12 protein-coding genes and 1 tRNA gene are annotated in these 18853 nt (G+C 65.2%); 10 read left to right on the forward strand and 3 right to left on the reverse strand.

All coding sequences use genetic code 11. The features are described 5' to 3' along the window. The first annotated feature begins 5 nt into the window (after window positions 1-5). The 8 genes from glgA (at window position 6) to ACT2BZ_RS14035 (ending at window position 12330) form a co-directional block, all read left to right on the forward strand. Window positions 6-1451, forward strand: coding sequence for a glycogen synthase GlgA (glgA, locus tag ACT2BZ_RS14000; RefSeq protein WP_457935750.1), 1446 nt, complete (start codon window positions 6-8; stop codon window positions 1449-1451). A gap of 1 nt (window position 1452) precedes the next feature. Then, window positions 1453-3081, forward strand: coding sequence for an alpha-D-glucose phosphate-specific phosphoglucomutase (locus ACT2BZ_RS14005; protein ID WP_457935751.1), 1629 nt, complete (start codon window positions 1453-1455; stop codon window positions 3079-3081). Then, window positions 3081-5117: a glycogen debranching protein GlgX gene (glgX, locus tag ACT2BZ_RS14010; RefSeq protein WP_457935752.1), complete on the forward strand. Its 2037-nt coding sequence runs from the start codon at window positions 3081-3083 to the stop codon at window positions 5115-5117. The genes ACT2BZ_RS14005 and glgX overlap by 1 nt, the downstream gene beginning before the upstream one ends. Then, window positions 5117-6748 carry a beta-galactosidase BglA gene (bglA, locus tag ACT2BZ_RS14015; RefSeq protein WP_457935753.1) on the forward strand — a complete coding sequence of 544 codons (1632 nt, stop codon included), beginning with the start codon at window positions 5117-5119 and terminating at the stop codon, window positions 6746-6748. The genes glgX and bglA overlap by 1 nt, the downstream gene beginning before the upstream one ends. A gap of 266 nt (window positions 6749-7014) precedes the next feature. Continuing rightward, window positions 7015-8607 carry a peptide ABC transporter substrate-binding protein gene (locus tag ACT2BZ_RS14020; protein WP_457935754.1) on the forward strand — a complete coding sequence of 531 codons (1593 nt, stop codon included), beginning with the start codon at window positions 7015-7017 and terminating at the stop codon, window positions 8605-8607. A gap of 70 nt (window positions 8608-8677) precedes the next feature. Beyond that, window positions 8678-9601, forward strand: coding sequence for an oligopeptide ABC transporter permease OppB (oppB, locus tag ACT2BZ_RS14025; protein WP_457935755.1), 924 nt, complete (start codon window positions 8678-8680; stop codon window positions 9599-9601). Next, window positions 9594-10712, forward strand: a complete 1119-nt coding sequence (locus ACT2BZ_RS14030) for an ABC transporter permease (protein WP_457935756.1) — start codon at window positions 9594-9596, stop codon at window positions 10710-10712. Before oppB ends, ACT2BZ_RS14030 begins: the two co-directional genes overlap by 8 nt. A 1-nt stretch (window position 10713) precedes the next feature. Beyond that, entirely contained in the window at window positions 10714-12330 is a 1617-nt protein-coding gene (locus ACT2BZ_RS14035) for an ABC transporter ATP-binding protein (RefSeq protein ID WP_457935757.1), read from the forward strand. Here the strand turns inward: ACT2BZ_RS14035 and ACT2BZ_RS14040 are convergent. After that, window positions 12314-13057 (reverse strand): glycosyltransferase family 25 protein, encoded by a 744-nt coding sequence (locus tag ACT2BZ_RS14040; protein ID WP_457935758.1) that lies wholly within the window; start codon window positions 13055-13057, stop codon window positions 12314-12316. The two genes, ACT2BZ_RS14035 and ACT2BZ_RS14040, sit on opposite strands and share 17 nt — an antisense overlap. A 260-nt stretch (window positions 13058-13317) precedes the next feature. After that, window positions 13318-13394 (reverse strand) — tRNA-Pro (locus ACT2BZ_RS14045). A 202-nt stretch (window positions 13395-13596) separates the two neighbouring features. Here ACT2BZ_RS14045 and ACT2BZ_RS14050 point away from each other — a divergent pair. Further along, complete coding sequence (locus ACT2BZ_RS14050) at window positions 13597-15117, forward strand: phosphomannomutase/phosphoglucomutase (RefSeq protein ID WP_457935759.1); 1521 nt, start codon at window positions 13597-13599, stop codon at window positions 15115-15117. Window positions 15118-15143: 26 nt separating this feature from the next. Next, window positions 15144-17381, forward strand: coding sequence for an AGE family epimerase/isomerase (locus tag ACT2BZ_RS14055; protein ID WP_457935760.1), 2238 nt, complete (start codon window positions 15144-15146; stop codon window positions 17379-17381). On the opposite strand, the gene betB is transcribed toward ACT2BZ_RS14055, so the two are convergent. Beyond that, on the reverse strand, window positions 17375-18838 hold the full coding sequence (betB, locus tag ACT2BZ_RS14060; RefSeq protein ID WP_457935761.1) for a betaine-aldehyde dehydrogenase: 1464 nt from the start codon (window positions 18836-18838) through the stop codon (window positions 17375-17377). The genes ACT2BZ_RS14055 and betB overlap by 7 nt on opposite strands. Between the last annotated feature and the right edge of the window lie 15 nt (window positions 18839-18853).

An 18853-nucleotide genomic window follows, 5' to 3' on the forward strand; every position in this document is an offset into this window, starting at 1 on the left:
GGCATATGCAGGTACTTGCGGTCACGCCCGAAATCTATCCGCTGATCAAGACCGGCGGACTGGCCGACGTGACCGGCGCCCTGCCGCTCGCATTGGCCAAGCTTGGCGTCTCCACGCGCACGCTTATCCCCGGCTACCCGGTGGTGATGAAGGCGTTCAAGAAGGGCAGGGCGCTGCACAAATATGCCGCGCTGCAGGGTGGCAAGGCTGCCATCTACAAGGCCGGCGTGGCGGGCCTCGACCTGCTGATTCTCGACGCGCCGCATCTCTTCGAGCGGCCGGGCGGTCCCTATGGCGACGCCACGGGTTCTGACTTTCCCGACAACTGGCGGCGCTTCGCGGCGCTCAGCCAGGCCGGCGCCGACATTGCCGCCGGTGCGATCAAGGGCTGGGTGCCCGATATCGTGCATGCGCATGACTGGCAGTCGGCGATGACGCTCGCCTACATGCGCTACGGCGCGGCGGTCACGACACCCTCGACGCTGACGGTCCACAATCTCGCCTTCCAGGGCCAGTTCGGCGCCGGCATCTTCGCCGAGCTCGGATTGCCGGCAGCGGCAATGAGCCTCGACGGCGTCGAATATTACGGCGGCGTCGGCTTTCTGAAGGCCGGCCTGCAGGCGGCCTGGGCGATCACCACGGTGAGCCCGACCTACGCCCAGGAAATCCGCACACCCGACTTCGGCATGGGGCTGGACGGCCTCGTCAACATGCGGGCGAGCGATCTCCATGGAATCGTCAACGGCATCGACGTCGAGACCTGGAATCCGGAGACCGACAGGCACCTCGTCGCCAACTACTCGGCGGCGGCTCTGGAGGCGCGGCGGGTCAACAGGAACGCGGTCGAAAAGCGCTTCAGCCTCGAACACGACGAGAGCCCGATCATCTGCGTCGTCAGCCGCCTGACCTGGCAGAAGGGGATGGACCTCCTGGTCGCCAATCTCGACGGCATGGTGGCGGCGGGCGTCCGCGTCGCGGTGCTCGGCTCGGGCGACGCAGCACTGGAAGGTGCGCTGCTGGCGGGTGCTGCGCGCCATCGCGGCCGGGTCGGCGTGGTGATCGGCTATGACGAGAGCCTGTCGCATCTGATGCAGGGCGGCTGCGACGCCATCGTCATTCCCTCGCGCTTCGAGCCCTGCGGCCTGACCCAGCTCTACGGGCTGCGCTATGGCTGCGTGCCGATCGTGGCGCGCACCGGCGGGCTCGCCGACACGGTGATCGACGCCAACGAGGCCGCGCTTTCGGCAGGTGTGGCAACCGGCTTCGAGTTCGATACCGCGCAACCCGGGTCCTTCATGCACGCAGTCTCGCGCGCGACGGCTGCCTATGCCGCGCCTTCGACATGGTCCGCGATCCAGCGGCAGGGCATGAAGGCCGATGTCTCGTGGGACCGCAGCGCCCGGAAATACGCCGATCTCTACAAGTCGCTCGTTGCAAGGAAGCCCGCCTGACATGACCCGGACCGTCGACACCAAACCCTATGACGACCAGAAGCCCGGCACGTCGGGCCTGCGCAAGAAGGTGCCCGTCTTCCAGCAGGAGAACTACGCCGAGAACTTCATCCAGTCGATCTTCGACGCGCTCGAAGGCTTCGACGGCAAGGACCTGGTGATCGGCGGCGACGGCCGCTACTTCAACCGCGAGGTGATCCAGACCGCCATCCGCATGGCCGCCGCCAACGGCTTCGGCCGCGTCATTGTCGGCAAGGGTGGCATATTGTCGACCCCGGCCGCCTCGCACCTGATCCGCAAGCGCAAGGCGTTCGGCGGCATCATCCTGTCGGCGAGCCACAATCCAGGCGGACCGCACGAGGATTTCGGCATCAAGTACAATGCCGACAATGGCGGGCCCGCGCCGGAGAAACTGACCGACGCGATCTTCGCGCGGACGAAGACAATCAGCCGCTACAGGATCGCCGACTTCGACCCGGTCGATATCGACACCATCGCGACCACGTCGGCAGGCGGCATGGCGGTGGAGGTCGTCGATCCGGTTGCCGACTACGCCGAGTTGATGGAGAGCCTGTTCGACTTCGACGCGATCCGAAGGATGTTTGCCGGGGGCTTCCGCATGCGCTTCGACGCCATGCATGCGGTGACCGGCCCCTACGCCAAGGAAATCCTGGAACACCGGCTGGGCGCGCCTGACGGCACCTCGCGCAACTACCACCCGCTGCCGGATTTCGGCGGCCACCATCCCGACCCGAACCTTGTCCACGCCAAGCATCTCTACGACGAGATGATGGGACCGGACGCACCCGATTTCGGCGCGGCGTCGGATGGCGACGGCGACCGCAACCTGGTCATCGGCAAGGGCATCTTCATCACGCCGTCGGATTCGCTGGCGATGCTTGCCGCCAACGCGCACCTGGCGCCAGGCTACAAGGACGGGCTGAAGGGCATCGCCCGCTCGATGCCGACCAGCGGGGCGGCCGACCGGGTGGCCGAGAAGATGGGCGTCGGCATGTATGAGACGCCGACCGGCTGGAAATTCTTCGGCAATCTGCTCGACGCCGGCATGGCGACGATCTGCGGCGAGGAGAGCGCCGGCACCGGTTCCGACCACGTGCGCGAGAAGGACGGGCTCTGGGCGGTGCTGCTCTGGCTGAACATTCTCGCGGTGCGCGGCGAGAGTGCCAAGGACATCGTGACGAAGCACTGGGCGACCTACGGCCGCAACTACTATTCACGCCATGACTACGAGGAGGTCGAGTCCGAGCGCGCCAACGCGCTGGTCGGCGAATTGCGCGCCAAGCTCAAGTCGCTGCCCGGCACCAGGGTGCGCGGCATGACGATCGCCGCCGCCGACGATTTTGCCTACCATGATCCGGTCGACGGCTCGGTGAGCGAGCACCAGGGCATCCGCATCCTGTTCGAGGGCGGCTCGCGCGTCGTGCTGAGGCTATCGGGCACCGGCACATCGGGCGCGACGCTGCGGCTCTATGTGGAACGCTACGAACCCGATCCCGACCGCCACGACATCGACACGCAGGAAGCGCTGGCCGAGCTGATCGCCGCCGCCGACGACATCGCCGGCATCCGCAGCCATACCGGGCGCGACGCGCCAAGCGTCATCACCTGATGACTCCGGGTCGAGCGCCGGGCGGCCACGCGCCGCGCTTCGGCGCGCAGGTCGGCAAGGAGGGCATACGCTTTGCCGTCTGGTCGGGGGCCGCGGAACGGGTCTGGCTGGCACTGTTCGACGCCAGCGGCGAGGAAGAGACCGCGCGGCTGGAAATGGCGCGCGCGGCGGACGGCACATTCTCGTTGACGGTGCCCGACCTGAAGGCCGGAACGCGCTACGGCTTTCGCGCCGACGGGCCCTACGCGCCGGAGCGCGGCCTGTGGTTCGACCCCGAAAAATTGCTTGTCGATCCCTATGCCGTAGAGATCGACCGGCCCTTCGCCTACAGCCCGGAATTGTCGCGCCGCCGCGGCGAGGGCGGCGATCCGGCAAAGCTCGTGCCGAAGGCAATCGCATGGGCTGCCCCAGAACCCGTGTCGATGGGACGTCCACTATTCGAACCCGGCGGCTTCATCTACGAGCTATCGGTGCGCGCCTTCACCATGCGCCACCCGGACATCGAGGAGAAGATCAGGGGGACGATCGGTGCGCTGGCCCATCCGACGGCGATCAGGCATCTTAAGAAAATCGGCGTTTCGGCCGTCGAGCTGATGCCGGTGACGGCCTGGATCGACGAGCGTCATCTGCCGCCGCTCGGCCTCTCCAACAGCTGGGGCTACAATCCGGTTACGCTGATGGCGCTCGATCCGCGGCTGGCTCCGGGCGGTGTCGCTGAGCTGCGTTCGACGGTGGCGGCGCTGCGCGAGGCGGGCATCGGCACCATCCTCGACCTCGTTTTCAATCATACCGGCGAGAGCGATGCCCTAGGCCCGACGCTGTCGATGCGCGGCCTCGACAGCCTGGCCTATTACCGCCACCAGGGCGACGGTCCGGTGCATCTGGTCAACGATACCGGCACCGGCAACACGCTGGCCTGCGACCATCCGATCGTCGAGGAACTGGTGCTCGACGCGCTTCGCCATTTCGTCCTCAACACCGGCGTCGACGGCTTCCGCTTCGACCTGGCCCCGGTGCTCGGACGCACCGCGGATGGGTTCGACCGCAAGGCAAACCTGCTGCTGGCGATCCACAACGACCCGGTGCTGAAGGACCGGGTTATGATCGCCGAACCATGGGATATCGGCCATGGCGGCTACCAGCTCGGCAATTTTCCGAACGAGTTCCTCGAGTGGAACGACAAGTATCGCGACGACATCAGGCGCTTCTGGCGCGGCGACCATGGCATGGTAGGCGCGCTGGCAACCCGGCTCGCGGGTTCGTCGGACGTCTTTCGCCACCGCAATGCGCTGAGGTCAAGGAGCGTCAACTTCATCGCGGCGCATGACGGCGCTACCCTCGCCGACCTCGTAAGCTATGAGCGCAAGCACAACGAGGCGAATGGCGAGCAGAACCGCGACGGCCACAACGAGAACCTGTCCTGGAACAACGGCGTGGAAGGCGAGATCGATGACCCGCAGATTGCCGGCCAGCGCCGCAACGACGCGCGGGCGCTGCTGGCTACGCTTTTTGCCTCGCGCGGCACCATCATGCTGACGGCGGGCGATGAGTTCGGCCGCACCCAGCGCGGCAACAACAATGCCTATGCGCAGGACAACGCCATTACCTGGCTCGACTGGGCCGGGCGCGACACAGGACTGGAGGATTTCGTGGCGGCCCTGGCGGCGATGCGCAAGGACATGCCGGCGCTGACGGACACACACTTCCTGACCGGCGACCTGCTTCCCGGCGCGGAGGTGGCCGACGTCGAATGGCTGAGCGAAACCGGCGCACCGATGACGGCGGAGCTCTGGGAGGAGCACGAGAGACGGCGTCTAACGATGGTTCTCGGCAACGCGGGCGGCAAGACGAAACGTATCGCAGTGATGATCAACGGCGACCGCGCCGACGTCACCTTCGCGCTCCCCGTCCGCGCCGGCCATGCATGGGAGCGGCTGGCGACGACGGATGAAGACGGGCGGGGCGACTGGCAGGTGACGGGCCGCAGCGTCGCATTCGCCGCCGAGACGATTGCCAAGGCGAAGGGGAAAGGCTGATGGACGAGGACAGGCCGGACGGCGACTGGTGGCGCGGCTGCGCCATCTACCAGGTCTACCCGCGCTCCTTCCAGGACCTGTCCGGCAACGGCACCGGCGACCTGAAGGGCGTAGCGCAAAGGGTCGGTCACATCGCCGCGCTCGGCGTCGATGCGGTCTGGCTGTCGCCCTTCTTCAAGTCGCCGATGGCCGACATGGGCTACGACGTCTCGGACTACAGGGCGGTCGATCCGACCTTCGGCACGCTGGAGGACTTCGACGCGCTGGTTGCCGAACTGCATGGCCACGGGCTGAAGCTGATCATCGACCAGGTGCTGTCGCACTCCTCCGACAGGCATCCCTGGTTCATCGAGAGCCGAGCGAGCCGCGCCAATCCGCGCGCCGACTGGTATGTCTGGGCCGATCCGCGGCCCGACGGCACGGCGCCGAACAACTGGCTGTCGGTTTTCGGCGGCCCGGCCTGGGAATGGGATTCGACGCGCCGGCAGTACTATCTGCACAATTTCCTTGCCTCGCAGCCCGACCTCAACTTCCACAACCCGGAGGTACAGGAGGCGCTGCTCGACGCGATGCGCTTCTGGCTCGACCGCGGCGTCGACGGTTTCAGGCTCGATACGGTGAACTACTACGCGCATGACCGCTGGCTGCGGGACAATCCGCCGCTCGCCGAAAGCGTGGCCGGCACGATCGACGAGACCAATCCCTACCTGTTCCAGTCGCATCTCTTCGACAAGACGCAGCCCGAGACGGTCGAGTTCCTGAAGCGGTTCCGCGCGCTGCTCGACGAATACGAGGCGCGCGCCTCGGTCGGCGAGGTCGGCGACGAAGACAGGTCGCTGCAGACGGTGGCCGCCTATACGCGGGGCGGCGACAGGCTGCACATGTGCTACACCTTCGACCTGCTGGGACCGAAATTCTCGGCCGCCCATGTGCGCGGCTGCGTCGAGGCCTTCGAGGCGGCCGTCGCCGACGGCTGGGTCTGCTGGGCCTTCTCCAACCACGACGTTGTGCGCCATGTCTCGCGCTGGACGCCGCCGGGCGGCGACACCGACGCGGTGGCGCGTTTCTCGATCGCGCTGCTTGCCTGCCTGCGCGGTTCGATCTGCCTCTACCAGGGCGAGGAGCTCGGCCTGACCGAGGCGGAAATAGCCTTCGAGGACCTGCGCGATCCATTCGGCATCCGCTTCTGGCCGGGCTTCAAGGGCAGGGACGGCAGCCGCACGCCGATGCCCTGGGAAGCGGGGGCAGAGAATGCCGGTTTCTCGACGGCAAAGCCCTGGCTGCCGATACCGCCGGAGCACCGGGCACGCGCGGTGGACGTCGAGGAGGCTGATCCGCACTCGGTGCTCGCGCGCTACCGCGAGGTACTGGCGTTTCGAAAAGACCGTCCGGCGCTGCGGCTGGGCTCGATCGCCTTCCTCGACGCGCCGGAGAACGTGTTGGCCTTCTGGCGCGACAGCGGCGACGAGCGGCTGTTCTGCGCTTTCAACTTCGGCGGGGAGCCCGTCGAATGGCCGCTGCCGCCCGGCATCGGCACGCTGGAGATGCTGCTCGACGGTGAGGGCCGCACAGTGCACGACACGGTGGAACTGCCGCCATTGGGCGTGCTGGTCGGTCGGCCGCTCGGCTGACAGTCGAAAAAAAAGTGCGCGAAAAGCACCGCCGTCCGGCGGATTTCAGAGTTGACGGCAAGCAAAACGGCCGGGATTCGCTGACGCTACCTTGGGTCATTCAGTCGTCTGTTGAATTTGCAAATGCACCTGTCTAGTGTCCGGTCCATGACTGGAAGGCTCGCGCCTTACCAGTTCGCCCTAGAATGCCGGAGAGACCGGTTTTCGGGCGTCAAAACAGCCGAAAACGTGTTCTGAGGGGACACGTCAACAAGGGAGAACTTGAAATGCTGAACAGGCTGCTCAGGGCGACGGTGTTCGCCTCCAGTCTACTCCTTGCAGGCGGCGCCTTTATTACGCCCGCACTTTCGGAGACAGTATATAATCGCGGCAATTCGGCCGATCCGGAGTCGCTCGACCCGCACAAGACCTCGACCGTCTACGAGGCGCACATCCTGCGCGACCTGTTCCTTGGCCTCGTGACCGAGGACCAGAATGCCGAGACCATCCCGGGCGCGGCGGAAAGCTGGACCGTTTCGGACGACGGCACGGTGTACACCTTCAAGCTGCGCGAAGGCGCGGTCTGGTCCGACGGCAGCCCCGTCACCGCCGACGACTTCGTCTATTCGTTCCAGCGCCTGCAGGATCCGGCGACTGCCGCCGAATATGCCTCGATGCTCTACGTCATCAAGAACGGCGAGGAAGTGAACACCGGCAAGATGAAGCCGGAAGAGCTCGCCGTGAAGGCTGTCGACGCCAACACCTTCGAGGTGACGCTGAAGTCGCCGACGCCCTATTTCATCGAGATGCTGACTCATCAGGCGGCCTATCCGGTCAACCGCAAGGCCATCGAGAGCATGGGTGCCGACTGGATCAAGGCCGGCAACCTCGTCTCGAACGGCGCCTACACGCTCGCCGAATTCGTGCCTAACGACCACATCAAGCTGATCAAGAACCCGAAATTTTATGACGCCGACAATGTGAAGATCGACGTCGTCAACTACTTCCCGACCGAGGACCGCTCGACCGCCGTCAAGCGCTTCGAGGCCGGCGAGCTCGACAGCAATGACGACATCCCGACCGAGCAGCTCGCCGACTTGCAGGCGAAGTTCGGCGACCAGCTGCGCATCGGACCCTATCTCGGCACCTACTACTACGCCGTCAAGACGACCAAGGCGCCGTGGGACAATGCCGAGCTGCGCAACGCCATCTCGATGGCCATCGACCGCGACTTCATCGCCGAGAAGGTGTGGCAGAACTCGATGCTGCCCGGCTATTCGATGGTGCCCCCCGGCATCACCGGCTACGAGTCGGCTGTCGCTTCCTACGCCGACATGTCGCAGATCGATCGCGAGGACAAGGCCAAGGAAATCCTCGAAAAGCTCGGCTACACGCCCGAGAATCCGCTGAAGATGGAGATCCGCTACAACACCTCGGAAAACCACAAGAACACCGCCGTCGCGATCCAGGAGCAGCTCAAGCCGCTCGGCGTCGAGGTGACCTTGCTCAACACCGACACCAAGACCCACTACGGCTTCCTCGAGCAGAAGGGCGATTTCGACGTCGCTCGCGCAGGCTGGATCGCCGACTACAAGGATCCCGAGACCTTCCTCGGCATCTCGGTGGCGGCAAGCGGCAACAACTACTCCGACTTCAACAATCCGAAGTTCGAGGAGTTGATGAAGCAGGCGGCGGCAGCCGGCGGCAAGCCGGAAGAGCGCATGAAGCTGCTGGCCGAGGCGGAGCGCGTGCTGGTCGACGAACTCGGCAATATCCCGCTGCTCTACTACAGCTACAAGAACCTCGTCTCCGACAAGATCCATGGCTTCGATGAGAACGTCATGGACCGTCACCCGACGCGTTTCATCAGCAAGGACTGATCCTGGACCGTAGCGCCGCCTCCCGCGTCAACCGGGGGGCGGCGGCATTTAAGGACAGGAAAAGGCCAACATGCTGATCTACGTGTTCCGGCGGCTTCTGACCGCCATCCCGACGCTATTCGTCATCGTCACCCTTGCGTTCTTCCTGATCCGCGTGGCGCCCGGCGGTCCCTTCAATCAGGAGCGGGGATTGAGCCCCGAGATCAAGGCCAACCTCGAGGCGCAATTCGGCCTCGATGACCCGATCTGGCTGCAATATGTGCACTATCTGAACAACCTGCTGCACGGCAATTTCGGCCCGAGCTACAACCTGCCGGACTTCACTGTCGGCGAACTCTTCGCCAACGGCCTGCCGATTTCGATCCAGCTCGGCGCTGCCGCGCTGACGCTGGCGTTGCTGGTTGGCGGCACGCTCGGCATCATTGCCGCGCTCAACCAGAACAAGGCAGGCGACTACGCCGTCATCGCCACGGCGACCGCCGGCAGCACGATCCCGAGCTTCGTCATAGCGCCGGTGATCCAGCTTGTTTTCGGCCTGACCTGGAACCTGTTGCCGATCGGCGGCTGGAACGACGGCGCGCTGCTCAACAAGATCGGCCCGGTCCTGACGCTGTCGCTGCCGCAGATCGCCATCGTGGCGCGCCTGATGCGCGGCTCGATGATCGAGTCGCTGCGCGCCCACCACATCCGCACGGCGCGCGCGCTCGGCCTGTCGCGCTGGTCAGTCGTCGTCAAGCACGCCCTTCGCGGCGCTGTGCTGCCAATCATCTCCTATGCAGGTCCGGCGGCCGCAGCGCTGCTGACCGGCTCGATCATCGTCGAGACGATCTTCGCCATTCCGGGTGTCGGCCGCTATTTCGTCGATGCGGCGCTGAACCGCGATTACACGCTGGTGATGGGCACCGTCGTTGTGATCGCCGTCTTCACCATCCTCTTCAACCTGATCGTCGACATACTCTACGCGGTGGTCGACCCGAGGGTGCGCTATGACTGACGCGGCGATCGAGCAAGCAGTCCAGGGGCGCTCCTTCTGGGGCGACGCCTGGGCCAGGCTGAAGGCCAACAAGGCGGCGATGGTCAGCCTCTACTACCTGCTGTTCGTGACGGTGCTCTGCGTCGCGGGGCCCTATTTCGTGCCGCATCTCTACACCACCATCTATCCCGACTACGTGCGCACGCCGCCGAGCATCACCGCCTATCCGAAAGCCGACATGGTCGAGACGGCGCTTGGCGATGCAGTGAAACGCATGCGCGTCGAGCTGAAGTCCTGGCAGCAGGAAGGCGACCGGATCACCGTAACGGTGACCGGGTCGAAGAAGCTCGACGAGCGCAACATCCGCTATCTCGACCGCTCCGACACGTTCGACGACGCCAGGGTCGAGAGCATGGCGCCGGACGGGCTGGAAATGGTGATGAGCGCGGCAATCAAGCAGCAGTATTTCCTATTCGGCACGGACAATACGGGCAGAGACCTGTTGTCCCGCACGCTGATGGCCGGTCGCATCTCGCTGGCCATCGGCCTGCTCGCCGGCGTGGTGGCAGTCGCCATCGGCGTCGTCTATGGCGCGACGGCGGGCTTCATCGGCGGCAAGACCGACGAGGTGATGATGCGCATCGTCGACGTGCTCTACTCGCTGCCCTTCATCTTCTTCGTCATCATGCTGGTGGTGTTCTTCGGCCGCAACTTCGTGCTGATGTTCCTGGCCGTCGGTGCGGTGCTGTGGCTCGACATGGCGCGCATCGTGCGCGGCCAGGCGCTGTCGATAAGACGCCAGGAATATGTCCAGGCGGCCGAGGCGCTGGGCGTCACGCGCCGCGGCATCCTGCAGCGCCATATCGTCCCCAACCTGCTCGGCGTCGTCGTCATCTACATGACGCTGCTGGTGCCGCAGGTGATCATCCTGGAGAGCTTCCTGTCCTTCCTTGGGCTCGGCGTGCAGGAGCCGATGACGAGCTGGGGCGTGCTGATCTCGGCCGGCGCCAAGAACATCGGCTCGGCCAACTGGATGCTGATGTATCCCGCCTTCTTTCTTGTTTCGACGCTGTTCGCGCTGAATTTCGTCGGTGACGGCCTGCGCGACGCGCTTGACCCGAAGGATCGCTGAGATGGCTGGACAAACCATTCTGTCGGTCAAGGACCTGCATGTCGGCTTCGACACGCTCGACGGCAGGGTCGATGCGGTGAAGGGCATCAGCCTGCATGTCGATGCCGGCGAGACCGTCGCCATCGTCGGCGAATCCGGATCGGGCAAGAGCCAGACCATGATGGCGGCGATGCGGCTGCTTGCCTCCAACGGCAGGGCGAGCGGCCACGTCGACTACCGAGGCCAGAACCTGCTCGAACTCGACCGCGCCGGCATGGACGGCATACGCGGCAGCAAGATCACCATGATCTTCCAGGAGCCGATGACGTCGCTCGATCCGCTCTACACCATCGGCAATCAGCTGATCGAGCCGATCAGGCGGCACCGGAAACTGTCGCACGCCGATGCGCGCAAGGAGGCGCTCAGGCTGCTTGAGCTGGTCAGGATTCCCGAACCCGAGCGACGCCTGAAATCCTATCCCTACGAGATGTCGGGCGGCCAGCGGCAACGCGTGATGATTGCCATGGCGCTGGCCAACGACCCCGACATTCTGATCGCCGACGAGCCGACGACGGCGCTGGACGTGACGGTGCAGGCGCAGATCCTGACGCTGCTTGCCGAGCTGCAGCGTACGCTTGGCATGGCCATCGTCTTCATCACGCACGATCTCGGCATCGTGCGGCGGCTGGCCGACCGCGTCTATGTCATGCGGCAGGGAGAGATCGTCGAGGAGGGCGCGACGGATGCGCTCTTCACTGCGCCCAGGCACGAATATACCAAAATGCTTCTGGAAGCGGAGCCAACCGGCCGGAAGGCTGCGCCCGCGCAATCCGCGCCGGTGCTGCTGGAAGGTCGCGACGTCGAGGTGACGTTCAAGATCGGCGGCGGGTTCCTGCAGGGCCAGCCGATGCTGCTGCGCGCCGTCAACCACATCTCGCTGGCGCTGAAGAAGGGCCAGACCATCGGCGTCGTCGGCGAGTCCGGTTCCGGCAAGTCGACGCTCGGGCGCGCGCTGCTGCGCCTTCTGCCGAGCGAGGGCGTCATCCGCTTCGACGGGCGCGATATCGCGCCGCTCGACCGCGAGGCGATGAGGCCGCTGCGCCGCGAATTGCAGCTGGTGTTCCAGGATCCGTTCGGCTCGCTGTCGCCGCGCATGACGATCGGCCAGGTCATCACCGAGGGGCTCCTGGTGCACGAGCCCTCGCTGAGCTACGCCGAGCGCGACGCCCGCGCCGTCGAGGCGCTGCGCGAGGTCGGTCTCGACCCGTCAATGCGCAACCGCTACGCGCATGAGTTCTCCGGCGGCCAGCGCCAGCGCATCGCGATTGCCCGCGCCATCATCCTGAAGCCGAAGATCGTCGTGCTCGACGAGCCGACCTCTGCCCTCGACCGCTCGGTGCAGAAGCAGATCGTCGACCTGCTGCGCGACCTGCAGGCTGCGCACGACCTGTCCTATCTGTTCATCAGCCACGACCTCGCCGTCGTGCGCGCCATGGCCGACTACATCGTGGTGATGAAGCAGGGCAGGATCGTCGAGGAGGGACCGACAGAGGCGATCTTCGATCGGCCGCGCGAGACCTACACGCAGGAACTGATGGCGGCAGCGCTCGACCAGACGCGGTTCAGGCTGATTGCGTAGGTTTGGACATGCGCGGATCGACCTTTCCACGCGCCTGCCGCAGCATCCGCTTCCAGGCCCATTCGACGCGCTGCATCCACAACGGTCTGGTTTTCCCGTTGAGCGAGCTCTTGAACGCCCCGTTCTGAGAGCCCTGTTCGACGATCGGTCGCTCGAACCACAGCACTTCAACGCCGGCTTCCGCATCGATGATATTGATCTGGTGATCGATGCCGCGGGTCATGTCGTTGCGCGAAAGCCATTCAAGTCGGGCCTCGGCGACAGGGCGCGTGATCAGATAGGAATCCGCGCATCGGCTGGTCGTTGCGGGATACAGATGGCGACCGGGCTCGAGGTCGCTCGCGGCGATGTAGTAGTTGCAGCCATTGCCGAGATAGACGGCAGCCAGGCGATCGGGGTCGCCGAGCTCGCCGAGGCAAGCGGCGAGTTTATGCACGAAGTCGCTTGCGAGAAAGACGTCATCCTCGAAAACAAGGCAATAGGGCTTTCCGGACCTAAGGAAATCGCGCCACACGCCGATGTGCTTCAGAGCGATGGAGTATTCGCCAGGCCGCATTGGCGCAGCGTCGAGCCGAGCCGGGTCGATGTCCGGGATGTCGTGGTCGAGGTAGAAGTGAACCGGTACGCCGCGTGCCGCAAACTCCCGGCGGATGTGCTCTTCGCGGTCTTCATAGCCCTGCTTGACGTGGCAGACTCGCGTATATACTTGGTCGAAAAGATCACTCATCCGGCATCTTTCAGGCACTGCAGGACTTATTCTATCCGGCGAAGCATGAGCCTGCAGGCAGCATCGATGCGCACGACCGGGAGTTGCACTCGCACCGGCCTATAGTGTCAGAGAGGGCGCCAGGCAAATCAAAAGATCGAGCCGACCGAACGCTTATTGTAGTCGATGCGACAGCTATTGATCGTTCACGGGCAGCGGTATTCCATTGCACGCTTCTGCGCGCGCAAGTATTCGATCGACAGCAATGTCATTGATTTTTCTGGTCGGAGTGGCAGGATTTGAACCTGCGACCCCGTCGTCCCGAACGACGTGCGCTACCAGGCTGCGCTACACTCCGTGACCAGACGCGGGCTTATAGCCGCCGCCTCTCGATCCTGCAAGCGCCAAAGCTCAGCCTTTCCGTGAAACATTTCGCAATTGCAGCATTGGCCCCGGAATTTGGTTTGAAGCTGGAACGATGCTGCCTATACAGGGTTATGCCCGTGCCTTGCGCCGGCTTTGCCGACGCTCGGAAATACCAAACAGGAGACCCGTAGCCGTTGTCGTTCAAGATCGTTTCCGATGCCCGCCCGAACAGTTTTGCCTTCGAGACCAGCGCGCTGATCAAGCCCTCGGGCTTTCGCGAATATGACGCGCGATGGTGGTTCGGGCATCCGGGATCGGAACGCGAGCCCGACCTCAACCTGATCGGCGTGCAGGCGCTCGGCATGGGACTCGGAACGCTGATCCAGCGGCTTGGCGCCGGGCCCGATATCGTCACCGGGCACGATTTCCGAAGCTATTCCATGGCGATCAAGCTGGCGCTGGTGTCGGGCCTGATGGCTGCCGGCGCGCGCGTCAAGGATGTCGGGCTGGCGCTGTCGCCGATGGCCTATTTCGCGCAGTTCGCGCTCGACGCCCCCTCGGTCGCGATGGTCACCGCCTCGCACAACGAGAACGGCTGGACCGGCGTGAAGATGGGTGCGCAGCGACCGCTGACCTTCGGTCCGGACGAGATGTCGGCGCTGCGCGACATCGTGCTCGGCGGCGACTTCGACCTGAGGGGCGGCGGCAGCTACGAGTTCGTCGCGGACTTCAGGCAGACCTATCTGGACGACCTTGCCGAGGGCAAGAAGATCAAGCGCAAGCTGAAGGTCGTTGCCGCCTGCGGCAATGGCACGGCAGGCGCCTTTGCGCCCGAACTGCTCGAGCGCATCGGCTGCGAGGTGATCCCGCTCGACGCCGAGCCCGACCACTCTTTCCCGCGCTATAATCCGAACCCGGAAGACATGGAGATGCTGCACGCCATTCGAGACAAGGTGCTGGAGACAGGCGCCGATGTCGGGCTCGGCTTCGATGGCGACGGTGACCGCTGCGGCGTGGTCGACAATCTCGGCAACGAGATCTTTGCCGACAAGGTCGGCGTCATGCTGGCGCGAGACATCTCGGCGCTTCATGCCGACAGCCAGTTCGTCGTCGACGTCAAGTCGACCGGCCTTTTCAACACCGACCCCGTCCTGCAGGCAAACGGCGCCAAGACCGACTACTGGAAGACAGGCCATTCCTACATCAAGCGGCGCGTCGCCGAGCTCGATGCGATTGCCGGCTTCGAGAAGTCGGGCCACTTCTTCTTCAACCCGCCGATCGGCCGCGGCTATGACGACGGGCTGGTGACGGCGATCGCCGTCTGCGAGATGCTCGACCGCAACCCGGGCAAGTCGATGGCCGAACTCTACGCGGCGGTACCCCAAACCTTCGGCACGCCGACCATGTCGCCGCATTGCGACGACGACAAGAAGTACCAGGTGGTCGAGCGGGTGCTCGCCGACTTCGAGGCGATGAAGGGCAAGGGCGATAGCTTCGCCGGCCAGAAGATCGTCGAGCTGATCACCGTCAACGGCGTGCGCGTGGTCGCCGAGGACGGCACCTGGGGCCTGATCCGCGCCTCGTCCAACAAGCCCGAGATGGTGGTGGTGGTGGAAAGCCCCGTGTCGTCGGAGCGCCGCCGCGAGATGTTCGAAGCGATCGACGCGGTCTTGCGCAAGAGCCCGGAAGTCGGCGAATACAACCAGACCTTCTGATGATGCCGGACCGGACGGAAGCCTCCATGAAAGATCCTATCGTCAGCTTCGTGATGAGCGGCGGCGTCGGCTCGCGGCTGTGGCCGCTGTCGCGCGAGGACAACCCGAAGCAGTTCCACGATTTCGTCGGCGACGGGTCGATGCTGGCGAAGACCATCCGCAGGCTGAAGGCGCGCGACTGGGCACCGACACCGGTGCATCTGATCGCCTCGGAGCGCCATGCCGAGCGGCTGCATGACGAGCTCGAGGGTTTCGGCATGTCGGGCTCGGCGGCGATTTTCGAGCCGGTCGGCCGCAATACCGCGGCGGCCGTCGCCATCGCCACGCTGCAGACGCTTGCCGAGCATGGCGACGCACTGGTGCTGGTGGTGCCGTCCGACCATGAGATTTCGACCGAGAAACGGTTCTGGGAGACGGTCGAGAAGGGCATTCCGGCGGCCGATGATGGCCGCGTCGTGGTCTTCGGCATCAGGCCCGACCATCCCGAGACCGGCTATGGCTATATCGAAGCAAAGGGCGATGGCGGCGTGCTCGACGTCTCGCGCTTCGTCGAGAAGCCGGACCTCGAAACGGCGCAGGCCTATGTCGCCGACGGCTCCTACTACTGGAACGCCGGCATCTTCCTGTTCAAGGCCTCGGCGATGCGCGAGGCCTTCAAGGAGCACGACCCGGAGGTCTGGGACGCGGCGGAAAGGGCCCACAAGGCGGCGACGACCGACAGTTCCGGGCTCTACATGCCGCTCGATCTCTACAACGCCATCCCCTCGAACTCGGTCGACTACGCCATCATCGAGAAGCTCGGCGGTATCGCCATGGTGCCGGCAGGCTTCGAATGGAACGACCTTGGCTCCTGGCAGTCGCTGCTCGACGCCAGCCCGGCCGACGAGAACGGCAACGTCATCGTCGGCGACGTCGTCGCCATCGATTGCGAGAATTCCTATTTCCGCTCCGACGGCGGCTTGCTGTCCGCGATTGGCCTGAAGAACGTGGCTGTCGTCGCGACGCCAGATGTGACCTTCGTCGCGCCGGTCGATCGCAGCCAGCACGTCAAGCAGATCGTGCAGCAGCTCGAAAAGAGCGGCCGGCTGGAGACCAAGGTGACGCCATCGCCCGACCCGATACTGGTGCCGGGCGCGTGGCGGCGGCGGGTGCGCCACTGGCTCTTTCGCGAGACATTGCCGCTATGGTCGACAGCGGGCGTGGACGAGGTGCATGGCGGCTTCCACGAAGCGCTGGCGATGGACCGCACGCCCCTGATGAAGCCGAAGCGCATGCGCACCATGGCACGCCAGGTCTATGCCTTCGCGGTGGCCAAGCAGCGCGGCTGGGACGGTCCGGCCGACCGGCTCGTGTCGCACGGGCTCGACTTCATGGCGAGGAACGGCCGCACCGAAAACGGCGGCTGGGCGCGCACGATGGCTCCTGACGGCGCCATTCTCGATGCGACCGAGGACGCCTACGACCATTCCTGCGTGCTCCTGGCGCTGGCTCATGCGCATCGCTGCGGCAATCCCGATGCGTTGAGCCTTGGCCAGGAGACGCTGTCCTTCCTCGACGCCCATCTCAAGGACGACCGGGCGGGTGGCTTCTTCGAGACGCCGGAGCGCGCGGGTCCGCGCCGCTCCAACCCGCACATGCACATGCTGGAGGCGTTCCTCGCCTGGCACACGGCGACCGGCGACATGGACTATCTGCGACGCGCCGAGGAGATCGTTGCGCTGTTTCGGGACCACTTCTTCGATCCCGACAGCTGGACACTCGGCGAGTATTTCGGCGATGACTGGCGGGTGCTGCCCGGCGAGGACGGCGACTGGACCGAACCCGGCCATCATTTCGAGTGGGCCTCGCTGCTCGTCGAATTTGTCCAGAAGAGCCGGCAGCCGGAGATGCTGCCCTATGCCCGCAAGCTCTATGCCTCGGCGATCGCCAACGGGCTGAACCGGGCCACGGGCCTGGCCTACGGCGCGGTGTCGCGCCAGGGCCTGCCGCTCGACCGGGTGTCGCGCAGCTGGCCGCAGACCGAGGCCATCAAGGCCGCGATCGCGCTCGACGGCACCGGCGGCCCCGACCTCAAGCCGGAGATCGAGACGCGCGTGGCGCGGCTCTTCCGCTGGCATATCGAGCCGGCGCCGCTCGGCATGTGGATCGACCAGATCGACGAGCGCGGCATGTCGATGGCGACGGAGGTGCCGGCCAGCATCTTCTACCACCTCGTCAATGCGCTGATGCAGTATATCGACGGGACGACCGAGACCGATCAGTAGGGGCTGTCGACGTCGCCCGTCTCGACATAGACTGACTTCTGCTGGGAATAGTGCTCGAGCGCGGCCAGCGAGTTCTCGCGGCCGATGCCCGACTGCTTGAATCCGCCGAACGGAATTTCCACCGGCGTCAGATTGTAGGCGTTGATCCAGCAGGTGCCGGCCTGCAACTGGTTGACGACGCGGTGGGCGCGCGGCAGGTCGCGCGTGAAGACGCCGGCGGCAAGGCCGAACTCGACATTGTTGGCGCGCTCGATGACCTCGTCCTCATCGTCGAAGGCGAGCACGCTCATCACCGGGCCAAAGATTTCCTCGCGCGCGATGCGCATGTCGTCGCGCACGCCGGTGAATACCGTCGGCTCGATGAAACAGCCATTCTCGAAACCCTGCAGCGACGGCACACCGCCGCCGCAGGCAAGCGTTGCGCCCTCGTCGCGGCCGATGCCGACATAGGACAGGACCTTCTCGTGATGGGCCCTGCTGACCAGCGGACCCATCTGCGTCTCCGGGTCGAGCGGGTCACCGATGCGGATGGTCTTGGTGCGTTCGACCAGGCGTTCGACGAATCGGTCGTGGATGCCTTTCTGGACGAACACGCGGGTGCCGTTGGAGCAGATCTGCCCGGTCGAATAGAAGTTGCCGAGCATGGCGCCGCCGATGGCGTTCTCGATGTCGGCATCGTCGAAGACGAGGATCGGCGACTTGCCGCCGAGCTCCATGGTGGCGTGCTTCATCTTCGAACCGGCCAGCGCCATCACCTTGCGGCCGGTCGGCACCGAACCGGTGAGCGAGACCTTGGCGACGACGTCGTGGCCGACAAGGGCAGCGCCGACGTCGCCATAGCCCTGCACGACGTTGAACAGCCCGTCCGGCAGGCCGGCCTCGGTGTAGATCTCGGCGAGTGCCAGTGCCGACAGCGGCGTACTCTCGGAGGGCTTGAACACCATGGCGTTGCCCATGGCGAGTGCCGGGGCCGACTTCCAGCCGGCGATCTGGATCGGATAATTCCAGGCGCCGATGCCGACGCAGACGCCCAGCGCTTCGCGACGGGTGTAAGCAAAGGGGCCGCCGAGATCGACATAGTCGCCGGTGAAGGCGGCGACCGCGCCGCCGAGATATTCTAGGCAATCGGCGGCCGACGGGGCGTCGGCAACCAGCGTCTCCTGGAGGGCCTTGCCGGTGTCGAGCGTTTCGAGCCGCGCGAGATCGGCGTTGCGGGCGCGCAGCAGGTCGGCGGCGCGGCGCAGGATGCGTCCGCGCTCGACCGGCTTCAGCCGCGCCCAGGCGGGCTGCGCCTCGCGCGCCGCCTCGACGGCGAGCTCGACGATGTTCTCGGTCGCCGAATGCAGCATGGCGATGGTCTCGCCGGTCGCCGGGTAGATGACCGGGATAGAAGCACCGCGCTCGTCATCGACGAAACGGCCGTTGATGTAGTGCGATGACCTTGGCTGGGCGCGCATCGAATTCTCCGCTTT

It is taken from the genome of Mesorhizobium sp. 10J20-29 (assembly GCF_054130485.1).